General features: G+C 59.8%; 21 protein-coding genes and 3 pseudogenes. 6 read left to right on the forward strand and 18 right to left on the reverse strand.

What is annotated here, in order from left to right:
* Positions 1-7: 7 nt before the first annotated feature.
* From CP97_RS05480 to CP97_RS05500, 5 genes and pseudogenes are all read right to left on the reverse strand, one after another.
* Positions 8-1,498: an L-lactate permease gene (locus tag CP97_RS05480; protein WP_048885116.1), complete on the reverse strand. Its 1,491-nt coding sequence runs from the start codon at positions 1,496-1,498 to the stop codon at positions 8-10.
* A gap of 3 nt (positions 1,499-1,501) precedes the next feature.
* Entirely contained in the window at positions 1,502-2,512 is a 1,011-nt protein-coding gene (locus CP97_RS05485) for a 2-hydroxyacid dehydrogenase (RefSeq protein ID WP_048885117.1), read from the reverse strand.
* 253 nt (positions 2,513-2,765) lie between these two features.
* Positions 2,766-3,789, reverse strand: a pseudogene (gene adhP, locus CP97_RS05490) (alcohol dehydrogenase AdhP).
* A gap of 158 nt (positions 3,790-3,947) precedes the next feature.
* Positions 3,948-5,264, reverse strand: a complete 1,317-nt coding sequence (locus CP97_RS05495; RefSeq protein ID WP_048885118.1) for an acetyl-CoA hydrolase/transferase family protein — start codon at positions 5,262-5,264, stop codon at positions 3,948-3,950.
* A 103-nt stretch (positions 5,265-5,367) separates the two neighbouring features.
* Positions 5,368-6,258: pseudogene (locus CP97_RS05500) on the reverse strand (IS3 family transposase); the annotation flags it as partial.
* Positions 6,259-6,318: 60 nt separating this feature from the next.
* Between CP97_RS05500 and CP97_RS05505 the strand changes: the two are divergent.
* The gene (locus CP97_RS05505) at positions 6,319-7,371 is read left to right on the forward strand and encodes an IS110 family RNA-guided transposase (RefSeq protein ID WP_048884335.1); all 1,053 of its coding nucleotides are present in this window, start codon (positions 6,319-6,321) and stop codon (positions 7,369-7,371) included.
* Between the two features lie 228 nt (positions 7,372-7,599).
* Here the strand turns inward: CP97_RS05505 and CP97_RS05510 are convergent.
* The 7 genes and pseudogenes from CP97_RS05510 to CP97_RS05545 all read right to left on the reverse strand — a co-directional run.
* Positions 7,600-7,869: pseudogene (locus tag CP97_RS05510) on the reverse strand (transposase); the annotation flags it as partial.
* Positions 7,870-8,067: 198 nt separating this feature from the next.
* On the reverse strand, positions 8,068-8,475 hold the full coding sequence (locus tag CP97_RS05515; RefSeq protein ID WP_082863729.1) for a universal stress protein: 408 nt from the start codon (positions 8,473-8,475) through the stop codon (positions 8,068-8,070).
* 80 nt (positions 8,476-8,555) lie between these two features.
* Positions 8,556-9,907 (reverse strand): IS3 family transposase gene (locus CP97_RS05520; RefSeq protein WP_149036422.1). Its coding sequence is split into 2 segments (ribosomal slippage): positions 8,556-9,569 and positions 9,572-9,907, totalling 1,350 coding nucleotides; the frame shifts between segments, so codons are not numbered across the junction.
* 39 nt (positions 9,908-9,946) lie between these two features.
* Positions 9,947-10,357 carry a multicopper oxidase domain-containing protein gene (locus CP97_RS05530; protein ID WP_048885121.1) on the reverse strand — a complete coding sequence of 137 codons (411 nt, stop codon included), beginning with the start codon at positions 10,355-10,357 and terminating at the stop codon, positions 9,947-9,949.
* A gap of 58 nt (positions 10,358-10,415) precedes the next feature.
* On the reverse strand, positions 10,416-10,796 hold the full coding sequence (locus CP97_RS05535) for an RNA polymerase sigma factor (protein WP_227819680.1): 381 nt from the start codon (positions 10,794-10,796) through the stop codon (positions 10,416-10,418).
* A 186-nt stretch (positions 10,797-10,982) separates the two neighbouring features.
* Positions 10,983-11,423, reverse strand: coding sequence for a periplasmic heavy metal sensor (locus CP97_RS05540; protein ID WP_048885122.1), 441 nt, complete (start codon positions 11,421-11,423; stop codon positions 10,983-10,985).
* On the reverse strand, positions 11,423-11,698 hold the full coding sequence (locus CP97_RS05545; RefSeq protein ID WP_053106553.1) for a hypothetical protein: 276 nt from the start codon (positions 11,696-11,698) through the stop codon (positions 11,423-11,425). The genes CP97_RS05540 and CP97_RS05545 overlap by 1 nt, the downstream gene beginning before the upstream one ends.
* Positions 11,699-11,850: 152 nt before the next feature.
* Here CP97_RS05545 and CP97_RS05550 point away from each other — a divergent pair, with 152 nt between their 5' ends.
* The 3 genes from CP97_RS05550 (at position 11,851) to CP97_RS05560 (ending at position 14,438) form a co-directional block, all read left to right on the forward strand.
* The gene (locus CP97_RS05550; RefSeq protein ID WP_048885123.1) at positions 11,851-12,510 is read left to right on the forward strand and encodes a DUF2231 domain-containing protein; all 660 of its coding nucleotides are present in this window, start codon (positions 11,851-11,853) and stop codon (positions 12,508-12,510) included.
* Between the two features lie 37 nt (positions 12,511-12,547).
* Positions 12,548-12,913 carry a hypothetical protein gene (locus tag CP97_RS05555; protein ID WP_048885124.1) on the forward strand — a complete coding sequence of 122 codons (366 nt, stop codon included), beginning with the start codon at positions 12,548-12,550 and terminating at the stop codon, positions 12,911-12,913.
* Between the two features lie 112 nt (positions 12,914-13,025).
* Positions 13,026-14,438, forward strand: a complete 1,413-nt coding sequence (locus CP97_RS05560) for a sensor histidine kinase (RefSeq protein WP_048885125.1) — start codon at positions 13,026-13,028, stop codon at positions 14,436-14,438.
* A gap of 300 nt (positions 14,439-14,738) precedes the next feature.
* Here CP97_RS05560 and CP97_RS05565 read toward each other — a convergent pair whose 3' ends face one another.
* A complete protein-coding gene (locus CP97_RS05565; protein WP_048885126.1) occupies positions 14,739-15,128 on the reverse strand; it encodes a DUF302 domain-containing protein in 390 nt (129 codons plus the stop codon).
* A gap of 60 nt (positions 15,129-15,188) precedes the next feature.
* Here CP97_RS05565 and CP97_RS16485 point away from each other — a divergent pair, with 60 nt between their 5' ends.
* Positions 15,189-16,169: an RNA polymerase sigma factor gene (locus CP97_RS16485; protein ID WP_227819681.1), complete on the forward strand. Its 981-nt coding sequence runs from the start codon at positions 15,189-15,191 to the stop codon at positions 16,167-16,169.
* A gap of 244 nt (positions 16,170-16,413) precedes the next feature.
* Here CP97_RS16485 and CP97_RS05580 read toward each other — a convergent pair whose 3' ends face one another.
* The 5 genes from CP97_RS05580 to CP97_RS05600 all read right to left on the reverse strand — a co-directional run bounded on the left by CP97_RS05580 (position 16,414) and on the right by CP97_RS05600 (position 22,890).
* Positions 16,414-17,460 (reverse strand): type II glyceraldehyde-3-phosphate dehydrogenase, encoded by a 1,047-nt coding sequence (locus tag CP97_RS05580; RefSeq protein ID WP_048885128.1) that lies wholly within the window; start codon positions 17,458-17,460, stop codon positions 16,414-16,416.
* A 56-nt stretch (positions 17,461-17,516) separates the two neighbouring features.
* On the reverse strand, positions 17,517-18,434 hold the full coding sequence (locus CP97_RS05585; protein WP_048885129.1) for a ribose-phosphate pyrophosphokinase: 918 nt from the start codon (positions 18,432-18,434) through the stop codon (positions 17,517-17,519).
* Positions 18,431-19,915: a thymidine phosphorylase family protein gene (locus tag CP97_RS05590; protein ID WP_227819682.1), complete on the reverse strand. Its 1,485-nt coding sequence runs from the start codon at positions 19,913-19,915 to the stop codon at positions 18,431-18,433. Before CP97_RS05590 ends, CP97_RS05585 begins: the two co-directional genes overlap by 4 nt.
* A gap of 53 nt (positions 19,916-19,968) precedes the next feature.
* The gene (locus tag CP97_RS05595; RefSeq protein ID WP_048885131.1) at positions 19,969-21,330 is read right to left on the reverse strand and encodes an MBL fold metallo-hydrolase RNA specificity domain-containing protein; all 1,362 of its coding nucleotides are present in this window, start codon (positions 21,328-21,330) and stop codon (positions 19,969-19,971) included.
* Positions 21,331-21,399: 69 nt separating this feature from the next.
* Positions 21,400-22,890: a hypothetical protein gene (locus tag CP97_RS05600; RefSeq protein WP_227819683.1), complete on the reverse strand. Its 1,491-nt coding sequence runs from the start codon at positions 22,888-22,890 to the stop codon at positions 21,400-21,402.
* On the opposite strand from CP97_RS05600, the gene CP97_RS05605 reads away from it, so the two are divergent.
* Positions 22,883-24,496: an acyl-CoA dehydrogenase family protein gene (locus CP97_RS05605; RefSeq protein WP_227819684.1), complete on the forward strand. Its 1,614-nt coding sequence runs from the start codon at positions 22,883-22,885 to the stop codon at positions 24,494-24,496. The two genes, CP97_RS05600 and CP97_RS05605, sit on opposite strands and share 8 nt — an antisense overlap.
* The last annotated feature ends 69 nt before the right edge of the window (positions 24,497-24,565 follow it).

Here is a 24,565-nt window from a genome sequence, read left to right on the forward strand (position 1 = left end):
GGCGATTTCAGAACATCGGCAGCAAGGCAGACAGCGCAAGGAGCAGTGCGCCGCCAGCAACCGCATAAAGCAAGCAGACGGGCAGCGTCTGTTTCAGAACCTCCCCCTCCCGGCCAATCAAACCCACGGTTGCGGCGCCGGCGACAATGTTGTGCGGCGCGACGATATTGCCGATCGCTGCGCCGAAACCCTGGCCGGCAAGCGCCAGCAGCGGCGCGACATTGCCCGCAGACGCCGCGGACACCTGGAATTCGGCCAGGACGATGTTCGAGGTCGTGGCCGAACCGGTGACAAAGGAACCCAGCGCTCCGGTCAATGGCGAAGCGAGCGGCCAGGCCGATCCCAGCAACTCGGCGGCAGCGAGGGCCAGTGCTTCTATCATTCCGCTATGCACCATGAATCGGGCAAGCAGCAGGACGGAAACGAGGGCCAGGGCGACCGGAGGCAACCGGCGGGCTGCGGCAACGAAGGTGACGTTCAGCATGCTTCGCCCGGTTGCATTTGCGGATGCGGGGATAAGCAGGGAAAGCATCAGCAACGTGCCCGGATGGTAAAGCGGCGCTAGCGAACCTCCAAAGTTCCGTCCCAAGGTCCATTCCAGAGTTGCTTCCTGCAATATACTTGTGATTGGCGGGACCAGCCGGGTAGCAAGAATCAGAACCAGTACTGCAAGATAAGGCATCGCTGCCATTGCAAGCGTCCCCGCAGGGATGGAGCCAGCGGGGGCCATTCTTCGTCGCCGCACCACCACAACGAACAACAGCGCTCCGATCAATGCTCCGCCCAGCGTCGGCAACTCGGGCCCCGTCGCCCAGGCGAAGACCGCAGCCGGAACAAGGAACAGCAGTGCCGCGCCGATCGGCGCCAGCCAGCTGGCGCGCATCGCGGGATCGTCGGGCCGAGCGAGGCGGAATACAAGCATGGCGAGCATCCAGCCGATTGCGCCATGCAAAAGCATGATAAGCAGGGACAGGGTCCGGGGGTCCGCCGCCATGGTTTCGACCAACGGTACGATCGGTGTGCCGACAGCTCCGAACGAAACGCCGGCGGCATGGCCGAACAACGCCAGCACGAGCGCGCGCAGCGGCGCAAAGCCAAGCCCGACAAGCATTGGCGCCACCAGCGCGATCGGCGTTCCGAAGCCCGCGGCCCCCTCGAGGAACAGACCGAAAAACCAAGCGAGCAACAATGCGTGGATTTGTGGCTTTGTCGATACGGAAGCCAGCCAGCGCCCTATCTCGGCGGTAGCTCCCGTGCGCTGCTGATATTCGTAGATGCAGAGCGCGGGGAAAATGATCCACAGGATCGTCGCCGAAGTAAACACAGCTTCCAGCGCGGGGCCGGCAAGTGCCAGCGAGTTCAAAGGGTAATCGAACACGAGAACAGCGATTGCGAGACCGCCTGCGGCACTCCAGACCCCGGCCTCCGCTGCCGAGCGGCGCAGGCCGACAAGAAGAACGACGAACGCGATGAACGGCAGGAGCGCCAGTCCCGCCATCGCTCAGGCAAGTTTCTCGACCGAGACCTCGTGGAGCGCAGTGCCGTCCTCTTCGAAGCGGGTTATGTTGGCTATCGTCGTTTCGGCAATCGCCGTCATGGCTTCGCGCGTGAAGAAGGCCTGATGACCTGTGATCAAAACGTTGGGGAAAGTCAGCAACCTGGCAAAAACATCGTCCTGGATCAGCTGGTTCGACAGGTTTTCGAAAAACAGATTCTCTTCTTCCTCGTAAACATCGAGGCCAACCGACCCGATTTTTCCGCTCTTGAGGCCGGCGGTCAGCGCCTTGGCATCGACCACTCCGCCACGGCTCGTGTTGATCAGCATGACGCCCTCCTTCATCTTGCCAATGGCTTGATGGTCGATCAGGTGATGGGTCTGCGGAGTCAGCGGACAGTGAAGCGAAATGATGTCCGATCTCTCGAAAAGCTCGTCGAGATTGACATATCGACCTCCAAGATTCTCCATTTGCGGATCAGGTTGCGGATCGTGCGCGAGCAATTGGCAGCCGAAGCCTCTCATGATCCCCGCCATGCAGAGCCCGATATTGCCGGTTCCGACAATGCCGACGGTGCGTCCGCGTAAATCGAACCCAAGCAGTCCTTCTAGTGCGAAATTACCTTCCCGCACACGCGCATAGGCCTTGTGTATTTTGCGATTGAGCGAAAGGATCAGAGCGGCCGTGTGCTCGGCGACAGCGTCGGGCGAATAAGCCGGTACGCGCGCCACTGTCAGCCCTTCCATCCGGGCAGCTTCCAGATCCACATGGTTGAAACCGGCGCTGCGAAGTGCGATCAACCTGACCCCTTCCCGAGCCAAAATCTCTAGAACTTGACGATCGAGCCTGTCGTTAACGAAGGCGCAAACCGCATCGTGATCCTTCGCGAGCAGTGCGGACTGCTTGTCCAGCTGTCCATCCAAATAGGTGAACTGATGCTTTCCATCTGTCCTCTCGGCAGCCGCATCGAGAAAAGTACGGTCATAGTTCTTCGAACTGAAAACGGCGATCCTCATAGTAAGGTTTCTTATAACCTCCCCTTGGGTATGGCGCGACAAAGTTCCTGCAAACTCAGAACTGGCATGCGCAACCGACTGGCTCGCACTCAGGTGGCCAATGATATGTCAGACCTGTTTCTAATGGAGCGCTACTTTTCGTATACGGTGAAATGATCCTGTGTTGATACCAGCATCGAAGATAAATGTGGTTCGAGTTTTTGCTTTTGCAGTTTTAGGCAGGCTGGCGAGATAAGCGCGGACTGACAGACGATCAAAGCTCGATAACGATGCGGCCCTCGACCTTGCCGGCCTCGAGATTTGCGAACACATCGTTGACGTCCTCCAACCGGGCCTTGCTGATGCGCGTCTTGACCTTGCCTTCATTTGCAAACTGCACGGCTTCTGCCAGATCCCTGCGATTGCCCACGATTGAACCTCGCGTGGTAATCCGCTTCAGCACGACATCGAATATCGGCGTGGGAAACTCACCGGGCGGCAGTCCGGTCAAGGCGATGGTTCCTTTTCTGCGAACCATTTTCAGGGCCTGCGCAAACGCGGGAACCGAAACAGCCGTGACCAGCACGCCCTGGGCCCCTCCATCCGTAGCTGTATTCACCTGCTCGGCCGCGTCGTCATCCAGCGTTGATCGCCACGTCCGCGCCCAGCTCCTTGGCGAGCGCGAGCTTTTCGTCGGCGACATCTAGCGCCACCACGTGCAAACCCATTGCCTTGGCATATTGCACCGCGACATGGCCCAGGCCGCCGATGCCGGAAATCGCCAGCCATTCGCCGGGCCTGGCCTCGGTTTCCTTGATGCCCTTGTAGGTGGTGACGCCCGCACACAGTATCGGTGCCATAGCGGCGAAATCGACATCGTCCGGGAGCCGGGCCACGAAAGGTGCCGCGCCGATCGCATATTCTGCGAATGTGCCGTTGACCGTGTATCCGCTCATATGCTGGGCTTCGCAAAGCGTTTCCCAGCCGGTTTCGCAATATTCACAGTTGCGGCAAGCATCGTGCAGCCACGCGATCCCGACCTTGTCGCCTTCTTTCAAATCAGTGACGCCTTCTCCAAGTGCGCTGACGATGCCCACCCCCTCATGGCCTGGGATGAATGGCAGGTTCGGTTTGACCGGCCAGTCCCCGGCGGCGGCGTGGAGATCGGTATGACATACGCCCGATGCCACGATTTTCACCAGCACTTCGCCCGGGCCGGGCTCTGGAACAGGGACCTGTTCGATGACCAGCGGTTTGCCAAACTCGTGTACAACCGCCGCTTTCATTGTCTTGGTCATCGTCGTCACTCCTCTTCCCGCACTTTCGCCAGCCAGCTATAGGGCGCTCGACACGGGCACGCGTTGATAAAGGTCAATCTTCATGATGGTAGCGGAACCGAGAGACCATCTTATCATATCTCGGCGGTTCTGCGGAGAGCGGCAGCAAGGGACCAACCCTACGTCATTCGTCCCGCTGCCAGGCTTTCGGCAAGCTCCCCGCGGAACTTCGGATGGGCGATGCTGATCAATGCCTCGGCCCGTTCGCTTAAGGTTCTGCCCTTGAGATCAACCCACCCGTATTCCGTGACGATTATCTGAGTGTCGTTGCGCGGTGTCGTCACCGGACCCTCCAGTTTCGGCACAATCCGCGAGACCGTCCCGCCCTTGGCGGTGGAGTGGCAGGCAATGATCGATTTGCCGCCCTTCGAGGCCGCCGCGCCACGGACGAAATCAAGCTGCCCGCCCGAGCCGCTGTATTGCCGCCCGAATAGATGCTCCGAATTGCAGGCGCCGCCGAGGTCCACTTGAAGTGTGGCGTTCACCGACACGACGTTGTCGTTTTTCGATATGTGGCGCGGATCGTTGACGACCTGCACCGGCGCGCTGTGCATCGACGGATTATCGTCGAGAAAGTCGTAAAACCACCGGTCGCCCATCGCGAAGGTGAAGACGCTCCTGCCCGGATAGGTGCTCTTGAACCGATTCGTCACCACCCCGCACTCGATAAGCTTCGCCAGTCCGGGCGTCATGAGCTCGGTGTGAATGCCAAGATCCTTGTGCCCGGTCAGCATTGCGCAGACGGCATTCGGCAGCGTGCCGATCCCCATTTGCAGGCATGCACCGTCGTCGATCATGTCGACGATTGTCCGCGCAATAGTCTCGTCGTCACGGTCGCTGTCCGGAAAGACGAGTTCGGGCAGCGGCGCCTCGTTTTCGATGATCGCGTCTACCTCCGATATGTGCAGCAACGAGTCGCCAAACACTCGCGGCATGTTCGGGTTGACCTCTACGATCACCCGCTTGGCAGTCCGAGCGACCGTACTGGCATAGTCATTGTTTGTTCCGAAGGTGAGCCAGCCGTGCCGGTCCATAGGTGACACGGCAGTGACGATCGCTTCCACCGGTACCTGCTCGGCCAGCAGCCGAGAGGATTCGCTGAAAGCGACGGGCACGAACTCGATCGCCGTCCGGCCCTCTGCATCGCCGCGCCTTAAAAGTTCGCGTTCAATGCGCGTCAGGAACATGCAGTGAGGCCGCACCCTATCAAGCAGGTCGTACCGCAGGACCGTCCGGCCTGCGTGTTCCATCGAATGAAAGTACCAAAGATTTAATTGCTCAAATCTACCGTCTTCCGCGCGGACCGCCAGAGCATCCAAGAGCGCCGGCGGCTGAGCGACCGCCATCCCCATGGCCAGATGTGCGCTTGAGGGGATCATCTCGATGGCGTTTTTTGCGCTCATGAGCCTGGATCGATATTCAACGGTCGGATTCATGCCCTTTCCCTAAAGAACGAAAGCGGCCAGCGAAACCTCGGGACGACTGCCCGGCACGCGTACCTTGATAACGTCAGTGACGTGCTCCCCTGATTGTTACCATTCAGAGGTAGAGTCTCGCTCCTTCATGATTGATGTTTGATGGGATGGCAACGTGTCTGGGGGCATGCCCCCAGACACGTTCGCCGGCGATCTCGGCGGGGGTCTTCCCGCCCAGTTTCGAGTGTGGCCTGACCGTGTTGTAATCGTGCCGCCATGCAGTGAGCACGAACCGGGCATGAGCCAGTGAGGTGAACAGCGTCTCGTTGAGGCATTCGTCGCGCAGACGGCCATTGAAGCTTTCCACGAAGCCATTCTGCATCGGCTTGCCGGGCGCAATGTAGTGCCACTCGACGCGCCGCTCCTGCGACCAGCGCAGGATGGCCGACGAGGTCAGTTCCGTGCCGTTATCGCTGACCACAGTGTGCGGCTTGCCGCGCATCCCGATCAGGCTGGTCAGTTCCCGGGCCACCCGTGCGCCTGACAGCGACGTATCAGCCACCAGCGCCAGGCATTCCCGCGAGAAGTCATCGACCACGCACAAGATGCGGAAGCGTCGGCCGCAGATGAGGCTGTCAGAGACGAAGTCGAGCGACCACCGCTGGTTCGGACCATCTGGCAGCACCATTGGCCTGCGCGTGCCCAGCGCCCGCTTGCGACCGCCACGGCGACGCACCCTGAGGCCTTCCTCGCGATAGATGCGCAGCAGCTTCTTGTGGTTGGGCTTTATGCCTTCCCGCGCCAGCAGGTAGCCCAAGCGGCGATAGCCGAACCGACGACGTTCCGCCGCCAGCTCACGCAACCGTTGCCGCAACGCCCCGTCATCCGGCCTCGTCGGCTCGTAACGGATCACCCTGCGGCTCACACCAACCAGACTGCACGCCCGACGCTCGCTCAGCCCGTGCTGTTCACGGGCATGGGCGACGGCTTCCCGCTTCGCGCCGGGCGTTACCATTAATGGGATGACCCGCCCTGTCCTTCCATGCACATTCGGCGGACTGAGAAGGAGGTAATTATGAGCATACGCAACCAACCAAGAGATGCAGCCGTCTTCGGCATCGACATTGGCAAAACAGTCTTTCACGTTGTCGGCCTCGATGCGGCCCATGCACCGATCCAGAAGGCGACATTCAGGCGGGAGACGTTGCTGCAGTTTTTCGAACGCGCGTCGCCGGTTCTGGTCGGGATGGAAGCATGCCCCGGTTCGCAGTGGCTGGCGCGCAAGCTGCTAGGGATGGGGCACACAGTTAGGATCGTGCCGGCACAATTCGTGAAGCCCTTCGTAAAGTCGAACAAGAACGACATCATCGACGCGGAAGCCATTGCGGAAGCCGTCACTAGGCCGACGATGCGCTTCGTAGAGATAAGGACACCGGAGCAGATCGACCTGCAAGCACTCCACCGGGTGCGAGACCGGATGATCGCCCATCGAACGAGGCTGATCAGCCAGATGCGCGCCTTCTGTCTCGAGTATGGTATCGCGATCCATCAGGGCGCAGGCAAGTTCAAGGCCGAGATACCGCGCGTGCTTGCGGATGAGACCAACGAGCTCACCCCTTCGATGCGCCGGATCCTGACGGAGGTTCACGGCGAGATGATGGAACTCGAACAGCGCATCACAGCCATGAACCACGAGATCGAAGCCATCGCCGCGCGCAGCGATACCGCACGGCGCCTGATGACTGTGCCGGGCATCGGACCGCTGGCCTCGACCGCTCTGCTGGCGGCGGCAGGGTCGGGACGTCAGTTCCGCAGGGCACGTGATCTCGCTGCCTGGCTCGGTCTAGTGCCGCGCGAACACTCGACCGGCGGGAAGACTAAGCTGCTTGGCATCAGCAAGCGCGGCAATAAATACCTGCGAAGGATGATCGTCCATGGTGCTCGATCCTGTGTTACACATCTCGATAGAAGCAGGGACCGCTTGGGCCCATGGCTCGACGGGCTTGAGAGCAGGATGCACAAGAACAAGGTCACGGTCGCCCTGGCTGCCAAGATCGCTCGCGTTGTCTGGGTGATTCTGACCAAGCCGGGCGCCACCTACGAGCGGCGCGTTCCAGCGTTCGGCTGAACGGCGCCGCCACCAACTGCGAGGTTCGTAAGAGTGATGACGAGACAGTGGACCAGCGCATCGTAAGCCCCGTCAAAAAAGCGGGCAGAAAGCCCGAAGCATTTATCTGGGAACGAGGCGCGCGGATCTCATCAAGGCCTGGCCGCAACAGCGGCCCACTCGCGAGAGGCCGGATACATTTGTGCAGACTGGCACCGTCAACACCAATCGACCCTTGCATGGACAGGGCGGGTCATACATTTTTGATGCCAGATCCTTCAGCACGACGTTGTCGAGCATCGCCTCGGCCAGCAGCTTCTTCAGCCGACTGTTCTCCTGCTCGAGCGTCCGCAGCCGACGGGCATCGGACACCTCCAGACCACCGAACTTCGACTTCCACTTGTAGAACGTGGCAGAACTGATCCCGTGACGGCGGCACACTTCCGCCGTCGGCATCCCAGCCTCCTGTTCCTTCAAAACCGCGATGATCTGCTCTTCGCTGAACCTGCTTCGCTTCATTCGAATCCGACTCCTTTGCGTCGGACTCTACCAAAAACCGGTCACATTTCAGGGGAGCACGTCAATGTTTATCTCGATGAAACGGATATCGACTTGATTGCTGATCATATCATCAGTTTGCAATCTGCAGACTATGTGAGACGACCATCTTGAGAAACGCCAATAAAGCCCTGCAAACCGAGGTCAAATCGCTGAGCGCTACTCGTTATCTGTGACCACCAGGGTATCGATCGGAAGGCTTCGTAACAATTCATTGGCTGTGCTTCCGATCGTCGCGTGCCGAAGAGCGGACTCCCCGTGCGTGCCGAGGACTAGTAAGTCGGCTTCGCTTTCTCGAATGTCCTTGCGCAGCGCGCCCCCGGGGCTGCCATATGCAAGATGCGTCGTGACCCGCTTTCGCGTTTCGGGATCAATTTCTTCCAAGAACTCATTGAATGCCTTGCGCTCGGCTTTTTCAATGTCCTTGCGAACATACTCTGCCTTCTGCCAGCCTTCGAACGGCACATGATAAGCATGGATTAACTGGAAATCCGCATTCGGGAACAGTTCCGCGGCTTTCTCGAGCGCCTCGCGTGACGGTGGATAGAAATCCGTCGCGCACGCGATGCTGCGTGTCCGTCGTCAGAACATTTGGCACAACTCGCGGCGTAGATCAGCGGAGTGTGGGCCTCGTCTCGGATTGATGTTTAGGCGGCGAGCTTGCAGTGTTGCAAGCGCCGATGTTCGAGTGTCTTTCGCTTGATCCTTTCTCTTCGTTTGATGATGGCGGCAGCCCTGCCGAAGTAGGCATCGGCGGGTGTCACATTGTCCAGGCTCTCGTGGTAGCGCTGGTGGTTATAGTGCTCGACGAAGGCCTCGATCTGCTGTTGGAGATCGCCGGGCAGGAAGTAGTTTTCCAGCAGCACGCGGTTCTTCAGGGTCTGGTGCCAGCGTTCGATCTTGCCCTGCGTCTGCGGATGGAAGGGAGCGCCGCGCACATGGCTCATCCTGTTTGCCTCGATGTATTCGGCTAGTTCCCCGGCAATGTAGCTGGGGCCATTGTCCGACAGCAGGCGGGGCCTGTGCAGCACGTTGGCGTGGTTGCAGCCTGAAGCTGCCAGCGCCATATCGAGCGTGTCAGTGACGTCCTCGGCTCGCATGGTGGTGCAGAGCTTCCAGGCGATGATGTAGCGTGAGTAATCGTCGAGCACGGTCGAGAGATAGACCCAGCCCCATCCGATGATCTTGAAGTAGGTAAAATCCGTCTGCCACATCTCATTGGGTCGAGAGGTCTGCGTGTGGAACGCCTCTGCCGCCTTGATCACCGTGTAGGCCGGGCTGGTGATCAGATCATGGGCCTTCAGCAGCCGGTAAACCGTGGCTTCGGACACGAAGTAGCGCTTCTCGTCGGTGAAGCGCACCGCCAGCTCGCGGGGACTGAGATCGGTCTGCTCCAGAGCCATCTCGACGATCTGGTCCTGCACCTCGGGCCCAATACGGTTCCACACCCGGCTCGGCGCTGAAGGACGGTCCTGGAGCGCCTCCGGCCCACCTTCGAGGTAGCGGTCATACCAGCGATAGAAGGTCCGCCGTGCCACGCCGAGCTGGTCCAGCGTACGCTTGGCGGGCAGGTGCGACTGCTCGACGATCCTGATGATCTCCAGCTTCTCGGATGCGGGATACCTCATTCGTCGTCTCCCCCATCCGCGATCATGCTTTTTTTGAGCAGACGGTTCTCCAGCGTCAGGTCCGCCACGCATTCCTTCAGATCGCGCGCTTCACGGCGCAGATCCTTTACCTCGTCGGTGGTAGCAGCACGGGCTGTATCGCCAGCAAGCCTGCGCTTGCCGGCCTCCATGAACTCCTTGGACCAGGTGTAATACAGGCTCTGTGCGATCCCTTCACGGCGGCACAGCTCGGCAATGGAGTCATCGCCGCGTAGGCCATCGAGCACGATGCGGATCTTGTCTTCAGCAGAGAAATGCCGACGGGTCTTGCGGCGGATGTCCTTCACCACCTGCTCGGCAGGCAATTTGGGCTTTGAGGATTTGGGCTTCATCTTCGTTCCTTCGTCACTACGACGAAGCCCAAATCCTCCTTAAATCACAACCTCTAATCTGTGCCATAGGTGCTGACGGGGGACACTCACACCGGGCACACCATCGAACTGAAACGGCACAAGCAGGCCGTGCCAGTGGATCGAGCTGTCTTCGTCCAGCGCGTTGGCCACGTTGAGATTGACTGGCTCGCCTTCCTTCAGCCGCACCAGCGGGCCGGGGACACTGCCATTGACGGCGATCCCCATTCCGCGCCGACCTTGAACCGCGAACGGACCCCGTGCGATGGTAAGATCGATATTGCGGCCGGAGACTTCATCGAAACCCTGACGGATCGTCGCGCCATTCATGTTGCCGCCGCGCGCCCAGGCAGGAATCGCGGCAGTGGCACCCAACAGGCCACCGGCCACGATACTCGAGCCCAGGAATTTGCGTCGATTGATTGCTTGCATGAGAAGGCCCTGTTTGAAGGAGGTTTGCCCTATCCTACGCGGCCGGAGGCTTTTCCCCTCACGCGCGCGGCACTTTTTCCTTCAGAGCCTTTCGGGCACGGTAAAGCAGCGATTCCACCGCCTTCTCCGAAACACCCATTATGTCGGCAACCTCGCTCTGGCTTCGACCATCGAAGGCAACGAGAATCAGTGCCTCGCGCAGCCGCACGGGAAGCCGTTGAATTTCGGTATGGGTCTTTTGCAGAAGCTGCCGATCGACTGTCTCGGTTTCCGGGGAGGGAGACGGATCGGATGCAAGCTCCGGCATTGAATCCTTTCCGAACCCCAGGAACTGCGCTGCCTTCCGCCTGCGGAGTTTGTCGCGGCATTTATTAAGGGTGATCGTCGTGAGAAACGGGAGGAGGGGGGCGCCGGATCGAGCCGCGTGCGCGCGATCCACGCCGAAGCGAGGGCATTCTGCACGACGTCTTCGGCTTCATCACGCGCGCCAACCATTCGCAATGAGGTTGCGAGCAAGCGAGGTATGAGCGGCTCTACAAGTTCCGTGAATGCGCGGCGGTCACCAGCGGCGACTCTTGCAACAAGCGCCTGCTCCTGACTATCCGGCTGCCCCTGCACTCCGCGATCATTCCGAAGGCGAACCGGTCAGTGACCGGGCAACCTGCTGATCGAATTCGCGTTGCTGGTCTTCGTCGAGGATGCTGCGCATCGCAAAGACATGCCGGACCGTCGCCTTCTGCAATTCGCCCATACTGGCATGCACCTCGTCGATCGCGGCGCTGACCTCGGGGCCGTATTCATGCTCCTTGTCCATCGCGGCGGCCAGATTGGCGTTCGCACGGCGAACCGCCAGTTCGCGCTGGGAGTTCTCGATTGCGTAGCGCTCCTCGAGACGGTCGAGCCGATCTTCCTGTTGGGCGTCGAGGTCCAGCTGTTCGTGAACGAATTCGTGAAGGCTGCCCGGCTGGGTTGGCGCGAACCATCGCTCGGCTGCGATCGCTCCCAGAAATCCCGCCAACGCGGCGAGCAGGACGGCGAGCGCGATATACAGTTTGGGACTTTTCATCAATCGACGTGCAGCAGCGCGGCGGGCGAAAGACGGGCGTCGCTGAACACGGGGTAGGTGCGTTCCTGAGCGTAGACAGGAGCCTGAACCGTGAGGGCGCCCGCTCCGAGTCCGACTGCGAACAGGCCGGCAAACAGCATGCTGCGCATGGCCCTGTCCCTCCGCGCACTCATGTCACCGACCCGTTCCCAGACGCCTTCCATGAAGCCGCCGGGCACGCTCGGTGAAACATCGTGCGCAAGAGCGCTCAAAATAGGGTCCAGATCCTGTTCCATCGGTGCGGGTCGATCCTTCAACTGCTCTTCGTTCTTCCCATACGCGCGGCGCGTGCGCTACCCGCACAAATATTTTGTGAGGGGAGGCGGCTCGGGACGCGTAACAGGCAACATAGCTCTCGTTAATCTGCGGTGAAAGGGCACGCGCCTCCATGAAAGCAGTCCATTTCTTTATTCTTGTCTGCGCAGTGTTCCTGGCAATCGGTCCTGTCTATGCGCATGGCGACGAGGCACATGGTTCCGATGCAAACGTCGCCGCCTCTTCCGAGCCGAGCCAGGAAGCGCCTGGCATGAACGGGATGCAAAGCGCCTCGGGTCAGTCTGCCGAAGCCGGTCACGGCTCCGACGAGCATGATGACGCATCCGGCGGACACGAGAGCGCCAGCGAGGGTGACTTCGTCACTGTCCTCAAGAAGCTGCATCCCGCGACGATCCATTTCCCGATCGCACTGTTCCTGATGGCGGCGCTGGCCGAGTTGTTCGTCATGGCCGGGAGAGGCGCTGCGGCCGAACCCGCCGTCCGCGTGCTGATCTATGGCGGAGCGGCCGGTGCCGTCGTCGCAGCCCTGTTCGGTTGGATACATACGGGCGTCTGGTTTGGCGGAGACACAGTCATGCAGCTCCACCGCTGGAACGGAATGCTGATCACCGCGCTCGGTCTTGCTCTGGCCGGACTTGCCTACCGGCCGCGTGAAGGCAGAGCCCTTCTACGTAGCGGACTTTTCGTCATGGGCGCGCTCATTCTGCTCCAGGGTTTTCTCGGCGGAGAGCTTGCGCACGGACCGGATCACCTTGGTCTCTCCTGGACCTGAAGGACAAACATGATGCAGCATTTTCACGCCAAAGAAGATGATTGGAACGCTTTTCCTCGGGACCGCGCTGGCGGGCCTGGCGGCATGCGATCAACAACCCGAGCCCATGACGGATTTCGGAGCTACGGTTGATATCGAGACAGCCTCGGCGAGCGCGCCGTCGCCCTTTGAGGCTGCTTCCGAAAGTCCGACAGATACGGATGTAGAAACCGTGCCGGTCGCCAGCGTACCTGCGACCCAGCGCAAGCCGACGGGTCCGGCCATAGCGCGACCATCGCGCACGCCGACAACCGGTTCGACGCCGACACGTGCTCCGACGACCTCGGATGTCGCGGAACCGGCCGATCCGCATGCTGGCCACAACATGGAGTCCATGTCAGATCACGACATGGAAGTAATGTAGGAGATTTGAGCATGAAATTCAGATTTGCGGGCGAGTACATATGCCGGACGCGCGCGACACTCGCTACTCTCGTGTCGACTTTCAACGTAGGTGACCATATAGGTAAAGATTCATGGCCGGCCTAAACCATCCTGCATCAGCAGCTTCGGGATCGGATATTCTTGCGCTGATTGGGGATGGTGTCGTGAGCACAGACGAAAGCGGACGCATCCTGCTTTTCAATCGTGCGGCTGAAGAGATTTTCGGCTACGGGGCTGACGAGATACTTGGCGAAACGGTCGAGATCCTTCTCCCTCGTCGCTTCCGCTCGAGACATGTGAGCGACGTGAAGGCGTTCGCGGTGGATCCGGAGGCAACCCGCCGCATTATGGGGCATCGCAGGGAAGTGCTCGGGCAACGCAAGACGGGCGAAGAATTCCCCGTCGAAGCCACGGTATCCCGGCATTTGCTCAATGGGAACACTACCCTCACGGTCGTGATCCGCGACGTCTCGGAGCGCAGGCGTTTCGAGCAGGAGCTCGAAATGCGTAACCGCGAGCTTGCAGCGAGCGAAAGCCGCCTGCGCCTGGCGCTCGAGGGCGGGCGCATGGGCACGTGGGAATGGAACCTCCAGAACGACGAACTCTTGGGCGACGACGCCTTGCGGCACCTATGGGGGTTGAGCGAACAGGCACGAGTCCATGTCGATGATGCTTTTGCGAGGGTTCACCCGGAGGATTTGCCCGGGCTGCGTCGAGTGCTCGATAACGTCATTGCCAGGACCGAAGAGTTTGCCGATGAATTCCGGATTCGCGATCGCGAGGGATCATCTCGCTGGGTAGCCGCGCGGGGCACGGTCTTGCGGGGAGGGGAAGGAGAAGCCAAAACCATTGTTGGCGTCTCCTTCGATGTGAGCGAGCGGCGTGAGCTTGACGAACAGCGACGCCTACTCGCCGCCGAGTTGAATCACCGCATGAAGAACATGATGGCGTTGGTTCAATCCGTCGTGAGTCTTTCCTCCGGTGGCACCCAATCCGTAGATGCCTACAAGCAAGCGCTGCAGGGGCGGCTTGGGGCGGTCGCCAAGAGCCTGAACCTGACGCAGGACGGCGAGAGCCGCGTCGCTCTGCTTGATCAGCTCCTTCGCGAGTTGGAGCCCTACCGGAACGCGAACGGCACCAATATCGTGCTTGCGGGCCCAACTGTCCCACTTGATGCGAGGACAGGTCTTTCAGTCGGGTTGGTTCTCCACGAATTGGCTACCAATGCTGCGAAATACGGAGCCCTGAGCCTTGCGACAGGAACCGTCTCGGTAGAATGGACCCTTGAGGACAGTGATGGGGGCTGTCGGCTGACGCTGGAATGGAGAGAGAGCGGCGGACCGCCCGTATCTCCGCCAACGCACCGCGGTTTTGGCAGTACCCTGATCGAGACAACTCTTACGCGATCTTTGCGCGGGAAAGTCGAAATTGACTATCTTCCCCAAGGATTGCTCTGCCGTATGGCCTTGCCGCTCGAGAACAAGGAAAAGCGGTCGAGTCTCTGAGTTGGGCATTTCCCAAATATTGGATCAGCGATAAACCTCTTAGCAGGAAGGACCGCTGCCTTTTGGGCAATCGATTGTCGCCTTTCGCCATGCTTGCCCTGTGTTCCTGTATTTTCTGGTCGTGCTCAACCATCAGACGCTGGCGCTCGGCCGGGTCGGTGGCAGTGCGCGCCTTTTGTATCGCCTGGGACCCCATCGTCATTTCCCCTTCATTTTTGTGGGTTGGTCGTAAATATTTCCCTGCATAGGCATCCTCCTTGGAACGTTTCTTAGGAGGTGAACAGGCCGATTGAGCCGCTGTCAGAGCGCCGCTGTCACCGCTTTCAATTTATTCGTCACGCTCGCAGCGACCTCTGCTAGCGCCTCGTCTTCGACCGCTTGCACCGAGGCGACCGGATCGACCGCAGCGACTTCGAACACTTCGGGGGCGACCTGCTGGATAATGACGTTGCAGGGCAGCATGGTTCCGATCTTGTCCTCGGCCTGCAACGCCTTGTGCGCCAGGCTTGGATTGCACGCGCCAAGGTTACGGCAGGGCCGAATGTCCACGCTGATCTTTTCCTTTAGCGTTGTCTGCAGGTCGATCTCAGTGAGAATGCCGAACCCATGTTCTTGCAGCGCCGCTCTCACGCGCTCCAGCACAGCTTCGATGTCTCCTGCTTCGATGGTCTTGGCAAAATAGTAGCTCACGTCCGTGTCTCCTGTGTTGTTGCGGCCGGCCTAGGTGCCGAATAGTGCCGGATCATGCCGATGGAGGTACTCATGCACGTGTGGCGCACAGAGCCATCCGTCATCCGGTCCGACGACGCTACGCCAGAACCCGGCGACGGTTCGGCCAGCTCCACCAATCCTGGCCGCCAAATTCGCGCAACAAAGCTACCTGCTGAGAGGCTCGCCGGAGCGAACTCTAAGTTGCCGCGAGCTCCGCACCAGGCTGGTTTGGGGTGCCCAGTTCGAAATCTGAGGTCAGTCCGGTTGATAACAACGCTCAAGTTGCTCTTTGAACGTATCAATGCCATGAAAGTAACAGCTTCAAATCGCGATTGGTTCCAAGAGAAGGCAGCGGCGTCAGGTTTCAGCGCGCAGCCGACAGGACAGTGCATGAACGATAGTGATAACGTTACGACAAACGAGCCCGAGGAGGCTTTGCGGCCAATGGATGAAGCGGTGCGCCGGGCCCTGGTGGAAGGCCATGAGGGGATGCTGCGGTTTCTTATCGGACGGCTGCGCAATCGCAATGATGCTGAAGAAGTTCTTCAGCGGTTCATGCTGCGCGCTATTGAGCGTGCCAATGACTTGCGAGACGTTAAGTCGGTCAAGGGGTGGCTTTCGAAAGTCCTCGCGACGACATTGATCGATTTCCATCGCCAAGCGACACGTAGCCGCATGAAGGAAACCGTTGTCGACCCGCAGGAGCTTGCCGAGCTCGCGGAAGCCGAAGGCCCGAGCGACGACGACATCGAAGCGGCGATTTGCAATTGCTTGTACCGCCTCCTGCCGACGCTCAAGTCGGAATATGCGGAAATCATCTGGCGCGCCGACTTGCTCGAAGAACCGCGCGAAAGCATTGCAGAAAGTCTCGATACGACGGTCAACAACATCAATGTACGCCTTTACCGCGCCCGCGGCGCTCTCAAGCAGCGCCTGCTCCAGATGTGCCGAACCTGCGTAATTCACGGTTTTCTTGATTGTGAGTGCCAGCACGAAACGGTCGACAGCGGCGCTTCGTAGCGGTCTGTGAGGCGAGACGAGAGCCTATCCTTCCCTCTAGTTCCGCAAGCTGGATTTCGCTTTGCATTTGGTATTGGCCGGTCGGGGCGGGGGCTCCATCCCCAAAGTCCAGGCGGGCGGGTCGCTTGCAGGAAAGGACTCTTCCCCAGCCTCGTCGACCGAATTTTCGCGCCCGCGCGCATCCTTTTCAGCTTCGAATGCGGAACTTGGCTTTTTATGATCGCCACGCATTTTTCGGTCTCCTCTAGCCCTGTAGGACATCACCAATACCGAGCGTCTCGTTGGTGAGTTGCATCGATGCAGCGGGACTGTCCTCGCTCGAAGTCAGCGCACGGATCGCATCGATCGTTTCCGGGATCACGATCGCCTGATTGTCGACCATATAATTATAGCAGAGCTCGGTCCCGTCGACGGAGAGAATATTGCTCCACAAGGCCACTTCGTACAGATCGGAATTGGGTCGCCCCTGCATCGCCATCGCTTCCTTCACACTGTTGAGCGCAGACAGTCCGCTGCGTCCATCGATCAGCAGAATTCGAGGTGATGAGGCGAACGCCTCAAGCACTTCCTGTTTCGAAGATGGCCGCGTAAGCTCGACATACCAGCTATGCAAATGGGCGATGGTTTCTGGGACCTTGACGGCGATCGTGACGACGTCGAGATCAGGGTCGACAAGGCGCGCGTCGGGCCCCTGATGGCTCGGTACGCTTGGCTCTGGCACCAGGGTATTCATGATTCCGCCGAGATGGCTTTCCCACGGATCGGTCGCACGCCTCATAAGCGTACCGCGCGCCTTTTTGAGAAGTCCGGCCCGCTTCAAAGTTCCTAATGTGCGCACGATCGAAGTGGTGTTGCACGAAACCACTCGGGTCGCATCGCGCCCCAAGGCGCTTTCATAGGTCGCCTCAGCGACGAAGGAGTGACCTGCAACATCGTGCTTTTCGCCGCCCTGCACGATAAACGGCTTGCCCGCGCGCCGGTAAGCCTTCGCATTCTCGGCGCCGATATTTTTCGGTGTGCAATCGACGATGACGTCGCTCGCGGCAATCAGGTCATCGAGCGATCCTGCCGCGCTCACGCCCGCTTCTGCAAAGGCTTCACTGGCGTTCGCGCTTGCGGCGAACAGCGGAATCTCGCGTTCTGTCAGCATCCGGATCCGCCAATCCGCCGACACATCCGCGAAACCGGAGAGCGACATGTCGGGCTGCAGCGTGATTGCATCGATCACCCGGCGTCCAATGACACCGGCGCCGACTACACCGACTGACGTTTTTTCTTGCTTGGTTGTCATCGTGTTTCACTCCATTCAAACGTCTTGGCGCATTGCCCGCACAACAGCAGCCGAGGTCAAACGCCTGCGCCGATCAATTCGTCATTTTGGGCGCTCCATTCGCACAGCGCTTCTGCGATCGGTCGGGAGATATCGATTGTGTTGGTTTCATGCTCGATGGCGTTGACACTGATCACGCGCGCTACGCCGGCAGCGAGTAAATCCTGATAGGCGTCGCCTGCGAAGATCGGGTGCACAACGATGCAAATGGGCGCCTTAGCGCCTACTTTGAGAAGCATTTTGACCGTTTCGATGAGCGTGCGCGCACTCGATGCTATATCGTCGATAATAACCGGCTGCCTGTCGCCGATACCGCGAAGACTCCCTCCGCTGATCGCCACATCGAAATCCCCCCAGCGCTGTTTTTCCAGGACAGCGGAAGGCACTTTTGCCCTCTCGGCAACATCGCGCACCCACTGCTCGCTTTCCTCGTCGGGGCCGATGAGAAACGCGTCGGGGATATGGGTCTCGATCCATTCTGCGATCGATGGAGCTGCAGGGATGACCTTGGCGGGCACGGTATAAATCTCGTCCAATCTCGTGATGCGGTGAAGGTGGGGGTCAACCGTCACCAGGAAATCGAAGTAAAATGAAAGAAGGCGCGCGAACGATCTCGAAGTGACCGCTTCGCCGGAATGGAAGACCTTGTCCTGGCGCATATAGGCCAAATAGGGCGCGGCAAGCGCGACGCTACGCGCGCCCTGGTCGCGCAAGGCGTCAACCGCAAAGAGAAGCGGTGCAAGCTTTGCGTCAGGTCGATCGAGGGTGGCGAGTAAAACAACATCGCGACCGCTGACCGGGGTCAGCAGACGCAGATAGGTTTCGCCGTCGGGAAAACGGCGCGTCTCCAGCTCGCCGAGATCGGCGTCGAAATGACGGGCGAGCCCTTCTGCCATCTCCGCTGGCTCGCTGAGAGAAAATACAATTCTGTTCATGGGGCCTCCATTCGGACAACGTCCTCGTTTCGTGCTGCATAGGTATATGCGTAGTCGAGTTCGCCGCGGCTCTCGCTGTGGATCGTAAAGAGAGGCTCTCCCCTTTCGACCATCTGGCCGACGCGCGTGTGAAGAACGATACCGGCCGCTGCGCGTTGCGGCGCGCCAGCCAGCTTCGCGATGCGCGCCAGACGACGATTGTCGAAGGCGGCGATACGTCCTGGCCTGGGCGCAACAATATCACGGGTTTGCCGCGCCTTGCCAGGCGTTCTGAAGCCCCCTTGCGCCTCGCATATCCGCAGGAACTTGGCTTCCGCATGGCCCTCGACGAGCAAGCTGGTAGCAGCAGCGCGCGCATCGTTGCGGCTGGTTCCTTCCAATTCGAGAAGACCGGCGGCGAGTGCTAGCGCCCGCTCCCTGAGGTCCGCGGGACCACTATCCTTGTTTCCCAGTACTGCGAGAACGTCATGCGCCTCGAGCGCAGGACCGATACCACGTCCTACGGGCTGGGTGCCGTCAGTCTGCATTGCTGCGATCTTCAGGCCACATTGTGTTCCAACCGTTTCGAGCAAGTGTGTCAGGGCGTCTGCGCCTTGCGAATTTCTGATCTTGGCCGTGGGGCCGACGGGTAGATCAAGCAACACATGGGTCGACCCTGCTGCCAGCTTCTTTGAAAGCACCGAAGCGACGAGCTGGGCATCGCTGTCGATGTCAAGCGCGCGCTCGATGCGGATCAGCACGTCATCTGCGGGGCTCAGATTGACGCTGCCTCCCCAAACGATACAGCCGCCTTCGCGTTCGACGACTTTCTGCATTGCAGGGATATCGAGCGCCACCGGAGCCATGGTTTCCATTGTGTCGGCCGTTCCGGCGGGCGAGGTAATGGCTCTCGAGGACGTCTTGGGCATGGAGAGCCCGGCCGCCGCGACAATTGCCACGACTATGGGTGTTGTGCGGTTGCCGGGCAGCCCGCCGACGCAGTGCTTGTCCATCACCCGGTCCGCTGGCCATTGCATCCGGTCTCCGGCGGCAAGCATGGCCCGTGTGAGCGCGGCCGTTTCCTCCACATCGACCGGCTGCGCTGCGAAACCGGACACAAACGCAGCGATTTCGACATCGGAATACCGCCCGCCTGCAATATCGGAAATTATTGCCTGAAGGCCCGGTTCGGCAAGCCGGTGACCGTAAAGCTTACCCCGCACATTGCTCAGCGACGAAAGGGGCTGGGGATGCCTGACCGTCAGCTCTTCGCCATCTTCAAGCGAAAGCCGATCGAGCAAAGAATGCGGAATGCCGACCTCATCGTCGGCAAGCAGTTCGCCTGTCGCCCGATAGAGGGTTGCAAGCAGCGTATGCCCATTTGCAACGATTTCCACCCGGGCCCGCGCGCGAAATCCTTCCGACCGCGCGACCGGGCAATCCTCATGCATGAAGACCATTGCCTCGCCGCCTGTCTCGATCGGGAGGGCGCGCGCGCGCAAAGGATGGGAAGTCCCCGTATTGTGAACGCTCGCGGTGTCAGAAGCGCTCCCCATCAAAGATCGACCACTTCCGCATGTCCCGGAACACGTGCAGGCCAGCCAAAGCGCTCTGTAATGAGATGCCGGAATGTATCCGAAGCTGCCGCCTCGCCATGCGTGACGAAAACCTGCCGCGGTGCTGAGCCGAACCCTTCGAGCCAGTGCAACAGCTCGCCCTGATCGGCATGTGCCGACAGCATGTCGAGTTGAGCAACTTCAGCCCTGATCGGTATGTAGCTACCGTGAATCTTCAGTTCAGTGGCTCCATCGCGCAGCGCCGCCCCGCGTGTTCCGCCGGCCTGATAGCCTGCAAGAATGATCGTGTTGCGATGGCTGGGGGCGTTGTGCTTCAAATGATGGAGGATGCGGCCGCCTGTTGCCATGCCGCTCGCCGAGATAATGATCTTCGGCATGGCGTTGCGGTTCAATGCTTTGGACTCTTCGGCTTCGCGGACATATTCGGCAATACCGCAGGCTTCCCGGCATTGCTCTTCCGTCAGACGATGCTCGCCGAGATGGTCGCAGAATATCGAGCTCGCATTCACCGCCATGGGGCTGTCGAGATAGATCGGGATCTGGGGGAGCTTGCCTCGCCGCCGCAATTGGCTGAGATGGTACAGGAGCGACTGCGCGCGGCCCACGGCGAACGATGGAATGATGACCGATCCACCCCGCCTGACGGTTCTTCCGATCACATCTTCAAGCACGCTTTCAGGGTCTGCTTCGCCATGATCGCGATTCCCATATGTCGATTCGGTAACGATATAATCGGCCTGGGGCACGGGTTCGGGATCGACCATGGTCGCGCTGCCATACCGGCCAATATCGCCAGAGAATGCAATACGAAGATCGCCACATTGCAGCTCGATGCTGGCGGCGCCGAGAATATGGCCCATTGGACGAAAGACCGCCGTGCAGTCGGGCGTGATCTCTACTGGTTCTGAAAATGGTGCAGGCTTGAACGATTTAAGCGCGGTCTTCGCATCCTCCTGAGTATAGAGTGGGCGCGGCGATTTGTGGCGGCTGTATCCCTTCCTTTTGGCATAGCGGGCATCAGCTTCCATCAAATACCCGCTATCCGGGAGCAGCAGCTCGCACAGCCTGAACGTCGCATGCGTGCTGATTACTGGCCCTTTGAATCCATCGCGGACCAGCGCCGGAACATAGCCCGAATGATCCAGATGCGCATGCGTGAGCAGCACCGCATCGAGCGACGCCGGATCAACTGGAAAGCTTTGCCAATTGCGCTCGCGAAGCTGCTTGTATCCCTGGAACAGGCCACAATCGACCAGAATCCGGTGCGTGGGCGTCTGGAGCAAATATCTCGATCCGGTAACCGTGCCGGCCGCCCCTAGAAAACTCAGTTTGTAACTCACACTGCACCTTTCCCATCTTGCCAAAGGGTTTGCCAAGCCCAATGAAAAGACGGGACTTCGGGCAGAGGATTACAGTTTGGAGCTAGCGGCAGACTCATCTGCCCCAATGTCGGCATCGCCGAGTGAAAGAACCGGCGCAAACCCACCTCCGGGAGTTCGCATATTGGTCGCTTGACCCTGATAGAGACGCGCTGCAGTCATCAGGATCTGCCCGGCGTAAGTGTATAGCCTCACATCGACCTTGAGATCGACCACCTCTCCATCCAGGCGCACTTTCCGAACGCTCGGCGGAGTAAAAAGTTGAGCGACATAATCGCCCGCGACGATTTGCTCCCAAACCTTCTTTGTCAGCTTCGCACCGCGATAGACACCTTTGCTACCATGGCCGCGTGAGGGCTTGAAGAACCACTTGCGTCGTTCGGCCCAGAAGCGTTCGGCATTGCCCGCATCCACTCGCCGCGTCTTAGGTATAGCTGCGAGCAGCGTGTCGATTTCACTACTCTTCAGCTCCGACCTCGCGAGCCAATCTGCATCGGATAATAGGCAGAAATTGCGTTTGTCGGCAAACAGAGCATGGATGTGCGGGTTTGGGGTAAGAACCACTTTGTTGGCCAGATAGGCTTCGCGCAAGGTCGCACTCTCTGCTCGTTCGAGGGAAAAATCGACGAGACGGTTATAGACGAGGTCGATCTTGCGCTTGCCGCAAAACAGCCCAGTGGGTGTCACAGCAAGTTGTTCAGGTCCTGCGATAATTGCGTCAAAGCCAGATCTTTCAAGAAGGGACCGCGCGGCGAGGAATTCCGGATAGAGCGGCTGCGCTTCGGGTTCTTCGTCGATGATCGCGATGGACTTCAGTTGGCCTTCCCGGCCCTTGGCTTGCCATTCGTCCTCGAACATCGCGACGATCCTCTTGCGGAACGCCTCGCCTTTATCGTCTGCGACAAGGGCGGGGTGGAATGTCTGGCAGCATTGCGCCTGGGCTTCCGACAGGACGGCGTTGAGGAAGGCGCCGCCGGCATTCGTGTTGATTTCAATAAGCCGTGGGCCGTCGGCGGTGAGGTGAAAGTCATATCCCATAAAGGCACCCCGGGGGCCGAAGTCCGGTTCTGCAATGGTCGGCGCCCAGCTCATCACTGCCGAACGGAATTGAGGGGATCGGGAAACCTTCTCGATTGCTGCCACAACCTCCATCATTGCGGTCAACGTCTTCTGATCGACAAACACCGGAGAGTTGGCGAACAGATGGGGCTGCGCATTCAGAAGTTCTTCCCCGAATCCGACCTGGCCGACTGTCACATCGAGCATCTCCGTCAGCTTTGCCCGGTCCAGAGTGATGCACAGGCACTCCGCATTTATCCGCCCGGCGCTCTCGCTGCCTTCAAGCGTCCCCTTGCATGCCGAACGCGTATTACGTGATGGCGGTTTGATAGGCCCCTCCTGATCGGCGCTGATGATGCATATTGCCGAAGCGAACAGTTGCAGTTTTCCTTTGTGTGGGCGACAAACAGCTATGCCGCCTATCCGCCCCTGTGACCAGCTTGCGTCCCACGAGGTGTTCAACCAACCTCCTCCATTGGCCGATTTCGATGCGTTTGACCGGGATTTGCCATTGAAAGCCGCGCTTGTGCGAGCGGGCGGCGGAGTGCATAGCGACCGTCTCTCTACGTTCGGCAAGAAGGTGGGCAGTGCCGAGACGATCGAGTGGGGGAGGCTTGCCAATGAGAACCCGCCAAGACTCAAATCCTTCGATCGCTACGGCCATCGGCTTGACGAGGTGGAGTTTCACCCCGCCTATCACGACCTCATGCGCCTCGGCATCGAGGGCGGGGTGTCTTCCGCCGCCTGGACCACCGAAGATGCCGGTCATCCGCTCCATGCCGCACTGCTCTATCTGATGACGCAGGCCGATGCGGGGACAGTGTGTCCGATGTCCATGACCTATGCCGTGGTCCCGGTCCTGCGCGCCGAGCCAGGTGTATCCGCCGAATGGGAACCGCGCGTTGCCAGCGGTCGCTACGATCAACGTTTCATCCCCGCTCACGAAAAATCCGGAGCGACGATGGGCATGGCGATGACGGAAAAGCAGGGAGGGAGCGACGTGCGTGCGAATACGACCCGCGCGCATCCTCTCGGCAACGGAGAGTACGAGCTGACCGGCCACAAGTGGTTTTGCTCGGCGCCGATGTCGGACGCCTTCCTCACGCTCGCATATGCAGAGGCCGGGCTGACCTGCTTCCTCGTGCCGCGCTGGCGACCGGACGGCTCGCGCAATGCGCTGCACATCATGCGGCTCAAAGACAAGCTCGGAGATCGCTCGAACGCCTCGTCCGAGATCGAGTACCATGGCGCCTGGGCGCGGCGCATCGGCGAGGAGGGCCGCGGCATCAGGACCATTATCGACATGGTGCAGGGGACCCGTCTCGACTGTATCGCGGGTTCTGCGGGCGGCATGCGCGCAGCGCTGGTGCAGGCTATTTGGCATACGCGTCATCGCAGCGCCTTTCAGCGGTTTCTTAGCGATCAACCGGCGATGCGCGGTGTGCTTGCCGACCTCGCGCTCGAATCCGAGGCGGCAACCGCAGTGATGATGCGTGTCGCTGCGGCTTTTGATGCCGCCCGAAGTGGTAAGGAAGATGAGGCTACCTTTGCCCGGCTCGCGACACCCATTGCAAAATATTGGGTGTGCAAGCGGCAACCCGGCTTCGTCTATGAGGCGCTCGAATGCCTGGGAGGAGCGGGTTTTGTAGAAGAAGGCCCCATGCCCCGGTTGTTCCGCCAGAGCCCCCTCAACGCGATCTGGGAAGGTTCGGGCAATGTTATTGCGCTCGACGTGCTTCGCGCTCTCACCCGCGAACCTGAAGCATGGGACTTGTTCCGTGCGGAACTCAATCAGGTCGCCGGTGCGCACCCGCTGCTTGATGCTGCGGCAGGGCACCTTGATGCTGATCTTGCTGAGACCGCACTGACCGAGTCCAGCGTGCGCCGCTTCGTCGAAGCTGCTGCGCTCGCTCTTCAGGCCGCCTGTCTCAGTCATGCGCACTCGGCGGTCTTTTCCGGTTTTTGCGAAGCGCGCCTGGATCCCGAGAATCGGGCATTTCAATATGGTGCGAGCAGCGCTGCAATCGATATAGCCGAGCTTCTGGCCCGCGCTTTGCCCATCGAATAAGACAGGCCCCGAGGTCACCAGAAGCATGTCGCTTTGGGCTTGCGCCCCGGGCTATCCAAACCCTGCCCC

Source organism: Aurantiacibacter atlanticus (assembly GCF_001077815.2).
GTDB classification, from domain to species: Bacteria; Pseudomonadota; Alphaproteobacteria; order Sphingomonadales; family Sphingomonadaceae; genus Alteraurantiacibacter; species Alteraurantiacibacter atlanticus.